The 13409-nt window shown below is 55.2% G+C and carries 11 protein-coding genes; 1 reads left to right on the forward strand and 10 read right to left on the reverse strand.

Annotation, left to right across the window (positions count from 1 at the left end):
* Positions 1 to 32: 32 nt before the first annotated feature.
* The 9 genes from BR04_RS04550 to BR04_RS04590 all read right to left on the reverse strand — a co-directional run bounded on the left by BR04_RS04550 (position 33) and on the right by BR04_RS04590 (position 10528).
* A complete protein-coding gene (locus BR04_RS04550) occupies positions 33 to 494 on the reverse strand; it encodes a hypothetical protein (protein WP_496354810.1) in 462 nt (153 codons plus the stop codon).
* Between the two features lie 254 nt (positions 495 to 748).
* On the reverse strand, positions 749 to 1066 hold the full coding sequence (gene flgM / locus BR04_RS04555) for a flagellar biosynthesis anti-sigma factor FlgM (RefSeq protein ID WP_496354811.1): 318 nt from the start codon (positions 1064 to 1066) through the stop codon (positions 749 to 751).
* On the reverse strand, positions 1063 to 1503 hold the full coding sequence (locus BR04_RS04560; RefSeq protein WP_496354812.1) for a DVU0524 family FlgM-associated protein: 441 nt from the start codon (positions 1501 to 1503) through the stop codon (positions 1063 to 1065). Before BR04_RS04560 ends, flgM begins: the two co-directional genes overlap by 4 nt.
* 110 nt (positions 1504 to 1613) lie before the next feature.
* Positions 1614 to 2117 (reverse strand): NUDIX hydrolase, encoded by a 504-nt coding sequence (locus BR04_RS04565; RefSeq protein ID WP_496354813.1) that lies wholly within the window; start codon positions 2115 to 2117, stop codon positions 1614 to 1616.
* Between the two features lie 130 nt (positions 2118 to 2247).
* Positions 2248 to 3531 carry a class II fructose-bisphosphate aldolase gene (locus BR04_RS04570; protein WP_496354814.1) on the reverse strand — a complete coding sequence of 428 codons (1284 nt, stop codon included), beginning with the start codon at positions 3529 to 3531 and terminating at the stop codon, positions 2248 to 2250.
* A 146-nt stretch (positions 3532 to 3677) separates the two neighbouring features.
* A complete protein-coding gene (locus BR04_RS04575; protein WP_496354815.1) occupies positions 3678 to 4283 on the reverse strand; it encodes a LysO family transporter in 606 nt (201 codons plus the stop codon).
* Entirely contained in the window at positions 4270 to 4581 is a 312-nt protein-coding gene (locus BR04_RS04580; protein WP_496354816.1) for a LysO family transporter, read from the reverse strand. The genes BR04_RS04575 and BR04_RS04580 overlap by 14 nt, the downstream gene beginning before the upstream one ends.
* Positions 4582 to 4720: 139 nt before the next feature.
* On the reverse strand, positions 4721 to 7978 hold the full coding sequence (locus tag BR04_RS04585; RefSeq protein ID WP_496354817.1) for a hypothetical protein: 3258 nt from the start codon (positions 7976 to 7978) through the stop codon (positions 4721 to 4723).
* Positions 7979 to 8068: 90 nt separating this feature from the next.
* On the reverse strand, positions 8069 to 10528 hold the full coding sequence (locus tag BR04_RS04590; protein WP_496354818.1) for a TonB-dependent receptor: 2460 nt from the start codon (positions 10526 to 10528) through the stop codon (positions 8069 to 8071).
* Between the two features lie 147 nt (positions 10529 to 10675).
* Between BR04_RS04590 and BR04_RS04595 the strand changes: the two genes are divergently transcribed.
* Entirely contained in the window at positions 10676 to 12514 is a 1839-nt protein-coding gene (locus BR04_RS04595) for an LTA synthase family protein (protein WP_496354819.1), read from the forward strand.
* Between the two features lie 130 nt (positions 12515 to 12644).
* On the opposite strand, the gene BR04_RS04600 is transcribed toward BR04_RS04595, so the two are convergent.
* Complete coding sequence (locus BR04_RS04600) at positions 12645 to 13007, reverse strand: DVU0772 family protein (protein WP_496354820.1); 363 nt, start codon at positions 13005 to 13007, stop codon at positions 12645 to 12647.
* Positions 13008 to 13409: the final 402 nt, after the last annotated feature.

Below are 13409 nucleotides of genomic sequence, written 5' to 3' on the forward strand. Positions count from 1 at the left end.
ATCGTATTCCGGTGCCGCCCTTTCGTATCGGATCACAGATAATCACCCCTGCGGAATTTTTCTACCTCCACCCTGGCCAGAAGGGCGGTGCGTCGGGCAAAGTCCTGTACGGGGTTTTCTTTTTCCGGACTCTGGCTGAAAAGGGTTTCAGCCTCTTCTCCCAGAGCATCTGCCATGGGGACAAGTTCCCGGAAGCTCTGATCCGGATTGATCAGGGCTGTGGAAAATTCTTCCATGGTCTGGATGAGATCCTGAATGCGCATTTCAACTCCGGAGGACTCAAAAAGATTGCCCAGGCCCATGGCCCTGGGAGGCGGCAGAGTTCCCTGTACGGTCAGGGGATCAGAAGAAGATGCCTGGGTGGGTGTCATGGCCGACTTCAGGGCATCCTGGAATCCCAGGCCGGAAACTTTCTGGCGGGAATCCGTCGTCTCCGTGTTCCGGATACCGGAGGCCGGTGGTGTATAGTCTGGGCGGTTTGTGATGCGATCCATAGGGGCCTCCTTGCATGAAGGGAAAACTCTTTTTGACTTAAAACTTTAGCAAATGTGATGCCAGAGTGAAAGCTTTGGATATTATGGCTTCTTGGGTCTGCGGATAAAGAAAACCGCTAGGAAGTTTTTTCCTAGCGGCTCCAGCAGGTATCCAGACCGGGAAATTTTTTCTTAAAAACAGGGCCGTCACGTACCAGGAAGCCCGGAGTGTGCGGAGAGGGGGGGCATGGGAGTCGTTTGCAACCTGCCCTGTGTCATATCAGAGCATCCCTGTGTACGGCAAGCATGGCCCTTGCGATGCGTTCCGGATTCGGTGTGTAGGTGCCACTCTGGATTTCATGCTTAAGCCGTTCGATGCGTTCTGACCGGAGATCCCTTGGGCTTGTCGTCTGTTCGGTGATGCCGGTGTGTTCCATGAGATCCCTGGAGCTGGAAGAAAGGCTGACCTTGTCATTCAGGCCTTCAGACGCTTTCGGACTGCTGATATTTCCTCGATTTTTTTCCCTGACGGGCTGGAGTTCCCGTGCCTGAACCAGATTTTTGGCGACCGATGTGCTGATGTGAATGCTCATGGTTCCCTCCTCTCCCCTGCCATACTCCGACTGACGGTTTCCCGTGTCAGGGCTTCCAGTCGTTTGAGAACAATATCGCCATCTTTCAGGGAAACCTGACGTGTGGTTTTCTGACCCGCTTCATCCAGGGTGTTGTATACAAAACCTTCGGGGTTTTCTTCGGAACCAAAGGAGAGGACTTGTCCGATCTCTTCTTCCAGAAGGCCTACAATTTCTTTTTCCACGGCATCCTGAGGGCCATGCTGGGTGATCTTTTCCACAATATCTGCCGTGATTTTATGCACCATACTTTCGCGTTTGCCTTCGGCGGAAAGATCCACACGCTCTCCGGATGGGCGTGCTGCCGTGCTGCCGTACCCGTCTGTCAGCCGGTTGCGTGTGATCTGCCGGCTGTAGAGGTTCAGGACATTCTGGATCTGGTAGCTTGGTATATGCATAGCCCGCTCCTTTGATCTGGCAATCTTATCGGCTTCTGGTCAGGGGAGCTTTAATTTTTTTAAGGACTTTCGGAGCCAGTCGGTATTTTAAGGGCAGTTTTTTTTGAATGTCAAGGCATGTAAAGATCCCTGTAAATCCGGACAAAGCGTCTGTGGCTGTCAAAGGCCAGTTCCGGCAGGGTGTCCATGGGAAAAAAAGCCAGATCTTCGGCATCATCTCCGGATTTTGGCTTTCCTGAAAAATTCCGTACCAGGTAAGCGGAAATCAGTACAGCACCATACAGGGCACTGGGATGGGCGGTAACGCCGATGAGCTTTTCGATTTTTCCCTTTAGGCCCGTTTCCTCAAAAAGTTCCCTGAGGGCTGTTTCCTCGGGCAGCTCCTCAAGCTCCATAAAACCACCGGGAAGACACCACTCCCCTACCTTGGGGGGAACGGCACGGCGTACCAGCAGGAGACGGTTTTCCGCATCCAGCACCAGGGTACAGGCTGCCGGGATGGGATTTTCATACTGGATTTTGCCGCAGAGGGAACAGCAGGCCCGGTTGCGGCCTTCGGCAAGGCGTATTTCCAAAGGGCCTGCACAAAAGGGGCAGAATTTTTTGGGCGACATGGTGCTTCCTTTAAGGACATCGGATAAGGCCTCTCAGAAGAGGGGATGGAACGGAGGGGGGCGGAGGCAGGGGGGACTGCTTCCGACATCCATCCGTTCCGGATGACGGTGGTTTTTGCCGGTGGCGGGACTACTCGTCAAAATCCCCTTCAGGGCCCTTGTCCGGATTGAGGCGGGCGGCCTTTGCGAGAATGTTCTCTTTTGTCCACTGGGCGGGATCTTCGATGCGTTCGGCCTTGGGCCCGGGATCATGGCTTTCTTTTTCAAGGATTTCAGCGATCACCAGGGGTGCTGTATCCTGGGCGTTAAAGACATTGACGAGCAGATCATAGGTGAAGGCCTCGATACGGGCGGCCATGCGTTCCCGGATTTCTCTCGGCTGGCCGAGGATCTTGTTTTCAAAGGGAAGGTTCAGTTTCTTGAAGTTGCTGCCCTTGATGTCTTTGGCATCGGCATAGGCCTTCATTTCTGCCCAGAGGGTTTCATCCAGCCCTTCTCCGACAATTTTTTTCACATCTCCTCTGGCATCCATCACGGCATTGCCAAAGGCGTTCACCTCCATGCCCCAGCCGATCATTTGCAGGGCTGTGGCCACGTTGGCCTTGGTGGTGGCGGTTTCCTTTGCAATGCGGCGCAGTTTTTCCGCATCATTGCCGGAAGTGCCGTGCTGGGCACCGGAAATTTTATAGGGTTCAAGGGCTTTGTGGATTTCTGCGGTCAGCTCGATCTGAATGCCGTCTTCATTGGCCTCAATGCCGTGGGTGGTGCCGTTGTTGAGGGCGATCCAGTTGGGGAAGATGCCGTGGGCGTTGAGTCCCTGGATGAGGAAAAGGGCTTCTTCCGGTGTGGAAAGGCCCTGGTTGCCCTTGATTTCCCCCACTTCCGTTTCAAGTCCCGCCCAGGAGGGAATGAGGTCGGCAACGGCGATGTTGGTAAGCAGGTTCAGGGCATCGGGCATGTGGGAGGCATCGATGGCGATGGAGGTGATGCCTGCCTCAAAAAGGGAGGGAATTTCCCGGCGGGCTCCGGCAAGATCGCTTTCCTTTTTGATACCGTAGTGATCGGCATGGATGGCAATGGGAATGGTGATGCCCAGCTCGTTGGCAATGGCATCCACCTGCCGGGCCATGTTCCAGAGGCTGACGGGGCAGTAGGCATCGGCTCCCCCTTCGGAACGGGCGATCTCGATGATGATGGCGGCATTGGCTTTCTGGGCCGCCTGAAGGACACCCCGGATGATGATGTGGCTTCTGGCATTGGCGGCGATGGTCATACAGCCGCCTTTTCGGATCATGGCATTGTCGATGTATTTGCCGCTGACGAGAAGGGCCTTGGAGTTGGGAAAGAGCCGGGTGATGTTGGGCGGTCTGCCGATGCGTACGGCCTTTTCAAAATCCGCATTGTACAGGGTCATGGGGTCTCCTCGGGGCTTTTTTATGAAGGCCCGCGCTGGTTTTGGGTTTTGGGGTTATGGAAAAGCGGGGATCTCCTTGTCCCGGCCTTGTTGTCATGGGGGATGCCATGCTGCGACAGCCTTTATAGGGAAGAATGCTTTGAAGATCAAGCGCCTGCGGTCAGGATGAAGGTGACAAGGATCGGGGTCAGCAGGGTGAGAACAAGGCCTGAAAAAACGGCAATCAGGGCATACTCCCTTCCGGTGAAGCGCACGATGACGGGCAGGGAGGTGTCCATGGCCGTGGCTCCGGCAGCGGCAATGCCCGAAAGTCTGCCGCAGTGGCGGACAAGAAGGGGGGTGGCTGTGAGGGCAAAAATTTCCCGGAAGATGTTGGAAAGCAGGGCAATGAGGCCTAAGGCTTCCCCGGAGATGCGGGTGATGAGAATGCTGGAGAGGGAGTAGTAGCCGAACCCGGCCCCTACGGCGGCCCCTTCCCGGAAGGAAAGGCCGGGAAGGAGACCGGCGGCAAGGCCTGAAGCCAGAATAGAGCCTGAGGCAATGAGAAGGGGAATCAGCAGGATGGGAAGACGGATACGCCGGAGCATCTCCAGGGTTTCCCGTCTGCCGCCGATGCCCATGCCCACGAGAAAGAGCAACAGGTAGAGGGCCAGGGTGGAAAGACTGTCTGTGGGCAGATTCCGGAGAGAGGGAAGAACCAGGGTGCAGATCAGGCCCAGCAGAAAGGCTGCGATGATTTTAAGGCTGCCCACGATGTTTTCCTTCAGAGCCGGGGAGGGACTGTTTTCTGAAAAAGAGCTGGTACACAGGCCAGATAAAGAGAATGCTGCCCGCAATGGCAACAAGGCTGAGGATCAGGGCAAAGAGTCCTGAAAGTCCCATGGCGGAGAGCATTTCGGGATGGAGCCCCGTACCCAGTCCCAGGCTGAAGAGCAGCAGGTAGACGGCCCAGGATGCGGCCCTGTCGGAAAGATCCATAATGTAAAGGCGTTTTCGCAAAAGAAAACCCGCAAAAATGCCTGCACCCAGAAAAAATAGTACGCTTTGCATGATGACCGACCCGCCGGAAATGAAGGATGCGTTTTTGTAAGGAAGAGTGTTCAGTCCTGACGTCTGCACAAGGAGCACAGGCGTCAAGGCCATACACCGGCCCACGGCGGGCTGTCAACACGGGGTTTTGGATCTGTTCTCATGGATTCCGGTAAAGCGGCGTTGGATCCTCCACATCCGGAATGCCGTCACCATCGCAGTCCAGATCCATCTCAAGGCCTGATTTTCGGATTTCTTCCTCGGTGGCAAGGGGGTGGAAGAAGTCCGGTTTGCCATCCCCGTCCGTATCCACAAGGGCGACAGGCGTCCCGGGGAAGGCGTCATACAGGGCCAGAGCCGTTCCCATCTTGAGGTAGGCGGCGTTTTTTCTGGCAAGGAAGGGAATCTGATCCGCCGTACGGAGGGCAGCCTGGAGTGCTTTTGCCAGGGCATAGGCTTCTGCAAGGGAGGTCAGGGCCTCCATCCGGTCGTTTTCATTGAAAATAGCCAGGGCTGTTGCATAGGCGGTATCCAGCTCCATACGTTCCAGATCCGGCCATCCTGCTTCCCGGAATTTTTCCGCAAGGCTTACCCGCAGCTTGGCTGTATCCTTTGTGGCCGTGTTGAGTGTATCCGCGTCTTCTCCGGCTTCGTCCAGAATGTCTTCAGCCTTCGGGCTGAGGAAAAGAGCAAGGTTTTTTGCCGTTTCCGTCCGCTGACTTCCCGTGAGATCGGAGAGAAGTTCAAGCCCTTTTTTCATGACATCCAGGGTTTTGCGGGTACCGAACTGGTTTTTGAGGGCCGTTACCGCATGGTCAAAGGCCAGATCCGCTTCAAGGGGCTCTTCGCAGGCATCAAAGGCTTTTGCCAGAACCCTCCAGGCCTCAAGAGCGTCCACTGGGCTGAAGGCAGGCGTGATCTGGCTCCGGGTTTCGGTCAGGAGACGTTTTGCTCTTTCCGGCTGTCCCGCACGCACAAGCAGGGGGGCGATACGGGCGTAACCTCTGGTGAGTTGCCGGGAGACCCAGTCTTTGGGAGCGGCCCTGTCCAGACCTTCCATCTGATCTGCGTAGAAAAGGGCCTTTTCCAGAAGAATCCCAGCACCTGTCTTGTCCCCTTTTTGCAGAAGGATTTCCGCCCCTCTGGGCAGATCGCTGGTCTCATAGGTGAGAAAGCGGATTTTTTCCGCAAGGGTTTCATCCGCGTGGCTGCTGGTGGCCCGTACATAGTCTTCCACGAATGTCATTGCCATGTTCAGATCCCCATGACGGACATGATAGTCTGCCCCTTCGGCAAAGGCCCTGGCCCTGTACCGTGCGGAATTGGTGCTTGTGGTGGGGATGGAGGCCGCCAGATCCAGGGCCTCCTGTGCCCGGTTCATGGAAAAGAGGAGAGCCGCCACATCGGGCATATAGGCGTGGGTTTCTCCGAAGGTGAGGTTGAGGGCCTGAGGGCCGGATGCGGTGTCGGACAGGAGGTTATCCTTTTCACGTAAGGAAAGGATGGTGCCGATGATGCGCAGGGCCTCCTCCGAAAGTCCGGCTTCGGCATAGCGCAGGGCTGTTTCCACCAGCATGTAAATACGGAGTTTGTAATGGCACTGTCCGGTTTTGACGTTTTCATTGGGAGGCGTGCTGGCGGCAAGCTCTTCCAGCACATGAAGCCCTGCGACCAGTTCCGGAGCAAGGGGGGGGGTGGTTTGGGGAGGATATTCTGCTAACAGGGCATCTACCGTACTGCGTGCTGTCATGGCAAGGCGGCTGTGGCTGCTGAAGTTGAGATTCTGTCCCAGAAATTCGGTGCGCAGGATCTTTAGAAGCGCCTGCATGGCCTGACTGTCCTGAAGTTTTGCCCAGGTTGTCTGGATATGGACGAACTGCTGGAGATCCTCGGTATCCACGCTGTTACCCTTGAGGGTCATGCGCTCAAGAAGACGTTTTTCAGCCTCTTTCAGGATTGTCCGGCTTTCGGTTTCCCGCTTCCAGGAGGCAAGGGACTGGGCGAGGTAGGTCTGGGCACTGACCAGGGCCATGTCGTCGTACATGCGGGTTCGGATGATATGGGTCGCCTCATCGAAAAAGCCTTCCTTTGCCTTTACCCGCACCACCTGAGCCAGTACCCCGTCCCGGGTCAGGTCGTCATACACCCTGTCCACCAGTCTTTCCGCCTGAAGCACAGGTGAAAGATTGGAATTGAAATAGTAGTGAAGACGTTTTGCATTGTCTTTTTTGGGGTGTTCATGGGCCAGGAGGGGAACTTCCACCTGATAGGGAATGTTTGTACGCAGGATTTCCGCGAGCAGGGTTGTGCTTTGGGAATCTTCAAAGATCCGGGAGAGATCCTGGGGGGTGACAGTGCCTTCGGCCAGAGGCCCGGATACGGTGTAGCCGCTGGGGCTGTCTTTGGACGTACTGATCTGGAGCAGGTCGGCTTTGGGAAGGGCGTAACGCAGAAAACGGGCCATGGTGGAGACATCGGCAAAGGCATCTTCACGGGTGGAAAGGTTTTGGGCCAGAAGGGCCGTATTGACCGCATAGGTACTGCGGCGTTCCTGAAAGAGGGGATCCGCCGGGGCAATGCTGCCCTCCAGAGCTTCCATGAGAGCTGTGGCGAAAAGATGGTTCCGGGTGGCCTGGGTCATCAGGGTGGTATTGTTTCCAGCTTCTGCAAGTGCGGCATGGAAAGTCTGAAGTTCCGTCTCTTTTCCTGCAAGTACGGGAAAGGCGGCAAGGCCGTTGGTATTCAGGCTGGTATCCTGATTAAACAGGGGGGGCAGCTTTTCCTGTGCCAGTTTGCTGGCGATCTGGGCAAAGGCTTCTCCGGAAGGAGTCAGGGTTTGGGCAAGGCGGGAAAGAAAAAGGGTGCGGCGTAACATGCGGGGATCTTCCGTGGGCCGCCGGGTGACGGGGAGGTCATCGGGCAGTCCCAGCCAGCTCCGGACAAGATTCTGGGCCTGAAGAATATCGGTTTGCTGGGCCATGACCGCCACCACCAGGGTCGTGGCGGGGGAAAGGATGGGGGATTCTCCTTCAGCAAAAAGGGCCAGGGGGGTGGCGAGGGAAAGGTCTTCAAAAAGGGCTCCGGTCTGGGTGTCCCGTCCCCCCTGAGAGCGGAGAATACCAAGGCCCCGGGATTCGGGCAGGATTTCCAGGGAAAAGCGTCCTTCGGCATCGCTGCGTACGGACTGCCCCTTTCCCTCCAGATAAATGAGGGCATCGGCGATGGGGGGATCTTCAATAATACCATTCAGAGTCAGGGTGGCTGCGGCTTTGGGGGTGGCGGATACGCTTCCGTTTCCCCCCCCGCTTCCGCAGGCCTGGAGGAGGAAAGCTCCCAGAAAAATTCCCAGGGTGAGGACAATGAGGCGGCTGGGCCGGTCGTGCTGGTTTTGGGAGTGTACAGGGCGGGTTTTTTTCATGGCATCCTCCGGAAAAAGCAGGGGGTAACTGAAATACCTTGCAATCCCGAGACTATAGCAGAAGCCCCCTTCGGTCAATCCCTCTTCGTTTCAGTACCGCAGCCCGGCTCCCAGCCAGAGCTGACGGCCTGTGAGGGGGATGCGGGCAGGGCCGGTAAGAATGGCATGGTTAAAGACATTGAGAACTTCAGCGGAAAGCTCCAGACAGAGGCCCTTTCCCAGAATCCGCTTCCAGTGCAGACCCGTATCAAAGCGGATATGGCTTTTACGGGTTTCTTCCTCCAGTACGGGAACCAGGGCTTCCAGGGGATAACCGTTTGCATCGAGGCCTGCCAGATGGGAGGGGAGCTCCTTTTTTTCTCCCGTATCCGTCCGGATTTTGTAGGCGGCCCTGTAGCGGATGCGGGTGCTGATGCGGATTCCTGCCCCGGCATCCAGGGTGTGCAGCAGATCTGCGGACCAGGGGCGGGCGTAGTCCGTTCTGGGAAGCTGGTTTTTATCCTGAAAGCGACCCTGAAAGAAAACATAGCGTTCTTCCGGAGAAAGGGAGGCTTCGTCATTGTAGCTTTGCGTTGCGGAAAGGCTTTCCTCAAAAGAGAGTCTGGCAAAGAGTTCCTGTTTTTTCCATGTACGCTCCCAGGACAGGTGCAGGGCTTTGTAGTCACTGGCTCCGTTATTGGTATAGCTTGTCACCCGATCACCGTTTTCTTCCGTAAGGGGTTCTCCTGAGGTGATCTGATTCCGGGTGCGTCTTTCCATCCATGTCATGTCCAGCATACCGCCCATAAGGGGGAGATCCGTCCCCAGAGTCCATTCATCGCTGTAGGGAAGGGAAAGGGCGTTGAAGCGGTACAGGCGGCTGTCGTCGCTGTAAAGTGTCCAGGCACCGGGGCGGCCCAGTTCCAGTCCCCGGTGTTCGATCTGGGCGATGGCGCCCCGTTTTTCCCTGAGTTTGAGAAAAATGGCGTCTCCGCCCTGGTAACGGGCAGCCCCGGCCCGGATGCGGAACTCCTTTTTATGAAGAGGACGCCATGCGGCAAAGATACGGGGGGAAAGGGCAGGGCTTGTCTGGCTGTCGGGAAACTGGACACGGAGTCCCGGTCTCAGGAGGAAGCTTTTCCAGTGGAGATCCGTTGACACATGGGCCGCCATGTCCAGCTGTTTCACTTCCACATCATAGGCCTTGTAAACGGTTCTGCGGTAAAAGAACTGGTCGCCCGGAAGGCAGTCGAGGGAGCCTTCGGGGCAGAGCAGACCCGGAACCTTGCGGCTTGCCGTATAGACCAGTGTGGTCTCCGGCCTTGTTTCCCGAAGGGTGTGATGCTCCAGGGAAAGGCCCGTATCCAGGGAAAAACCGAAGTTTCCCCTTTCCCTTTTGTGGCTGGTGAAGGCGAGGTTCAGGGAGGCACTGTCCTGTTTTCGGGAAAAATCACCAAACCCGCCTTCACGGCTGGAATTCATGTCACCGGTTTCTCCCCAGGCCGTTGCGGGGCCGGGCTCCCATGCCCGCCAGAGGCCGGGGGCTTCCCTTTCGTTACGGGCTTCCATGTATCCCGCATGGGCTTTGAAGACGCCGGGACTGGCCTCGATGGTGGCGGAAACCTGCCCTTTCATGCCGCCGCCCCTGTAGAGAAAGCGGCTGTCCCGTGCTGTTCCGATGAAGTTTTCCGCTTCATAGGGCGTTGCCTGGAAAAGCAGTTCAACGGTTTTTCCCGCATCCGGGCGGTGGATCAGTTTGGCGAGGAGGTGGTCTGCGGTGCGGGTCTGGGTATCTTTTGTGCTGAGCTGGGCCACGGGAAAGGAGGATGTCAGGCGTTTTACGGAAAAAAGCAGGGCCTGATTCCGGGAGAGAGGGGTTTCAAAACCGGCCCTGATTTCATTTTTTTCAAATCTGGGCTGGTAGCTTGTACCGGGACTGGCTTCCAGCTCTTTTTGCAGTTCCCAGGGAATATGAAAGGAGGTCCAGGCATCCCGTGTGCCCCGCCATTCAGTCCAGGCGGAAAAGGTCTCTCTGGGGTTGCGGGTGGTTGCGGAGACCACACCACCTGTAAACCCGCCATAGGCTGCCGGAATGTCATGGCTGTAGACCGTGAGGGTGTCGAGAAGATCCAGATCGGGAAAGAGGGCCATGGCATGGCCGGGGATGTCATGGATGAGATTGTCTGAGGAGGCCGGAGACATGAGGGCATTCATGCCCATGCCATCCATGCGGAAATCGTTTTCATGGAAGCGGGCGCCGCTGATGGAAATACGGGAGGGGAGAATTTCACCGCCCGTCAGGCCGGAATCGGACAGCTCTTCGATCTGCACACCACCGGCGCTCTGGAGGAGATCCGTGAGGGTACGGTTGCCCGCAGGTATGGTGTCCAGCAGAGGGCCTTCAAAACGTGTTGTGCCGTTTTTTTCCGTTTCCGGGCTGCCGGGAACGAAAACAGGCTCGAGAAGAAGGTAGTCCGGTTCAGACGTTGTGCTGTCGTCCTCTGCCCGAGAGAAGAGGGGCGTAAAGAGAAGGGTGAAAAAGAGGATGGGAATCAGCAGAAAAGGGGGCATGGCGAGACTCCGTTGCTTTTCCGGGGCAGGGAAGGATCCGTCTTGATTTTGGAGTAAAATCCGTATATATCCGCATTCTTTTGACTTTTTGTGTCAGAAGCATCCCATATCTTCGTTTTTTTTGCCATGTAAAAATCCAGGAGATCCATGAAACTACGCAGTCTGACACCGCGCCTGCCCCTTTCCCCCTTCACCCTCCTTCTTCTCTTGTCCCAGGTGCTCCTGTATCTGAAGCTCATGGGCAAGGGCATGAGCGGTTTTGCCTTTCCCCTGGATGCCCAAGGTCTTGGCCTGATGCTTCCCGGTCTTTTTTTTTGTCTTTTTGCAGGTGAATGCTGCGCCCGGATCTGTCACAGGGGGCGTCCCTGGGGGCGCTGGGTTCTTGTGTCCCTTTTCGGAGTGCAGATTCTGGCGGGTTTTTACCATATCCGGGTGGGGGTGTATTTTGACCTGGCGATCTTTTTCTACAACAAAAGCGCCCTGAGTTCTCCTGCTGAAGTACTGTATGTGCTGGCATCCATTTTTCAGATCAGCGATGCTTTTGTCATTCCCCTGATTCTGGTGGTACTCTCCCGTTTTCATCTGGGATCCGTTCCGGGCGGAGCGTCTTTTGTGGCATTTTCCGCCGGTGGCCTTGCCCTGTTCGTTCTTGTCGTTGCCCCGCGTCTGACGGATGAGTGGGGAAATCTGTTGCAGAAGGGCCTCCGGGTTGTTCTTGGTGCCTCTCCAGCCGCCTTTGTGCTGGCGCATGATACAGACCCCGCCTTTTCCTATGGGAAGTCCTTTGTTTCCGGTCATGATCTTCCGGAAGAACTCCCTGATATTTTTGTGATTCTTGTGGAGTCCTTTAATCCCGGCTTTGTGGAGTATGAGGAAGGGGGAAGAGCGGTTACGCCTTTTTTTAACAGTCTTATTCCCCAGGGACTGTATGTGGACTCCTTTTATGGCAATTCCGTGCAGACGGCCAAAGGGCATGTGGCTTCCCTCTGTTCTGTGATCCCCAGTATCCGGGGGAAAATCATGGAACACTTTCCCAGAACCCGGCTGCGGTGTCTCCCGGATATCCTCAGGGAACAGGGCTATCAGACGGCCTTTTACCAGGCCCAATACAATATCAATTATGACAATACCGGCCCTTTCTTTTTGAAAAACGGTTTTGATCTTGTTCGGGGTATGGACAGGGAAATGCTCCAGGGGGTGCCCGCCGAAGCACTCTGGAACCCCTGGGGGCTTCAGGAAGATGTTTTTTTTGAAAGGGTTTTTGCGGATCTGGAAAAAAAAAGGGACAGGGAACGGCCCCTTTTCTGCGCCCTGGCCACTATCACCAACCATATGGGATTCAGCGGACTGCCGGAAGCAGAGCGGCGGGTGGTGGCAGAAGCCAGGTCTTACAGGGAACATTACATGAACTCCCTTGCCGCAACGGATGCCTGGCTGCAAACGTTTTTTGAAAAGCTGAAGACCCGGCCGGGAGGCCGGGAGGCCCTTGTGGTCATTACCGGTGATCATGGTTTTCCCATGGGAGAGTCGGGTACCTTTTCTCCCCAGGTGGGGTATGGGGAAAGCAATTTCCGGACGCCCCTCCTGATTCTCTGGCCGGAGCGTCTGGAGGGCCGACGTATTGCGGAAAGTCCCTTTACCCAGGTGGATATTGCCCCAACGGTACTGGATCTGCTGGGGATTTCCGGATTCTGGCCCCTTATGGGAAGATCTGTCCTGGGGAAAGAAGACAATGCGGAAAGGATGCAGGTTCTGGTGCAGCCCTATAACGGACAGTTTTTTGTTCTGCGGCAGAAGAATCTCAAATATGTGTACAGCGCAGAGCTTCAGGAAGAGTACCTTTTTGATCTGGGGCAAGATCCTGGAGCGTTGAAGAACCGCATTGCCGATGTCTCTCCGGATTTTCTGATCCCTTTCCGCAGGGCCATATCCGGTTTGTACCGTCATCAGGACGCTATTGTGGAAAACAGAATTTTTGTACCCTGAGGGGCACAGATCGTATTTCCGTTTAAATGAGAGGGGCGGTGGCTTAAAAAGCCACCGCCCTTTATGGTAGGAAGGTGAGGGTCTCACCTTTTCCGGCGGGAATGTAGGCAGGCGTCCTGGGGAAATACGGTCAGTGGTAGAGTTTTTTCTGAAGCCATTCCTTAACCTCGCCTTCCAGGGCATAAACCCCTCGGTTGTACCCCACGGATTCCAAGAAAGACTGTTTCAGTCCTTCTGGGAGGGGAATTTTGGCCAGTTCCACAGCTTCCTCCGAATTGCGGCGGATCAGATAGATGACCGGAGGATCTTCCCAGGTATTCACGGTAAAGTAGAAGGACTTGTCATGCTTTCCCCGTACGGAATACCGCAGGCCACCGGGTTTCCATATACCGCCCCATTCCAGATAAAGATTGACGGCATCTTCCGGCGTCAGTTCCCAGTCAATTTCATTGAGAAGATGGATATCTTTTTTCAGCTCTTCAATGGCGATCATGCTACCCTCCTTTACATCCATCCTTTGAGGTTCAGTGTTGCAGAAGGATATCTGCATGTATTGTGCCATTTTTTTTATGGTCATGCGTTATTTTATATCTGCCTGTTTTTGTATGGGTTTAAAGTGAAGTATCTCCAAAAGACAGGGGGCAGGATTCAAAGAAAGGCGTACATGACGTCTTGAAAGGCAGTAGTGTCTCAAACGGAATATGATACGGTTTTTGATAGGGGTAATGGTTTGTAAATGAACAAGATTCTTTTGTTTTTTATGGTTCTCGTCCTTTCGGGGATCACGGTCTGGGACAGGGGCAAGGAGTCTGTTTTTTATCGAAAACCTTGAAATAAGGGTTTTTATTTTAAAAAAAGAACTGGCATGGTTTTTGGATAAAGGAAAAAACGACCT

It is taken from the genome of Desulfobotulus sapovorans DSM 2055, from assembly GCF_059569355.1.

Excerpts from the sequence above, each read along its gene's own strand:
- BR04_RS04550 (WP_496354810.1), bottom strand. The coding sequence starts at position 494 with ATGGATCGCATCACAAACCGCCCAGACTATACACCACCGGCCTCCGGT.
- flgM (WP_496354811.1), bottom strand. The coding sequence starts at position 1,066 with ATGAGCATTCACATCAGCACATCGGTCGCCAAAAATCTGGTTCAGGCA.
- BR04_RS04560 (WP_496354812.1), bottom strand. The coding sequence starts at position 1,503 with ATGCATATACCAAGCTACCAGATCCAGAATGTCCTGAACCTCTACAGC.
- BR04_RS04565 (WP_496354813.1), bottom strand. The coding sequence starts at position 2,117 with ATGTCGCCCAAAAAATTCTGCCCCTTTTGTGCAGGCCCTTTGGAAATA.
- BR04_RS04570 (WP_496354814.1), bottom strand. The coding sequence starts at position 3,531 with ATGACCCTGTACAATGCGGATTTTGAAAAGGCCGTACGCATCGGCAGA.
- BR04_RS04580 (WP_496354816.1), bottom strand. The coding sequence starts at position 4,581 with ATGCAAAGCGTACTATTTTTTCTGGGTGCAGGCATTTTTGCGGGTTTT.
- BR04_RS04585 (WP_496354817.1), bottom strand. The coding sequence starts at position 7,978 with ATGAAAAAAACCCGCCCTGTACACTCCCAAAACCAGCACGACCGGCCC.
- BR04_RS04590 (WP_496354818.1), bottom strand. The coding sequence starts at position 10,528 with ATGCCCCCTTTTCTGCTGATTCCCATCCTCTTTTTCACCCTTCTCTTT.
- BR04_RS04595 (WP_496354819.1), top strand. The coding sequence starts at position 10,676 with ATGAAACTACGCAGTCTGACACCGCGCCTGCCCCTTTCCCCCTTCACC.
- BR04_RS04600 (WP_496354820.1), bottom strand. The coding sequence starts at position 13,007 with ATGATCGCCATTGAAGAGCTGAAAAAAGATATCCATCTTCTCAATGAA.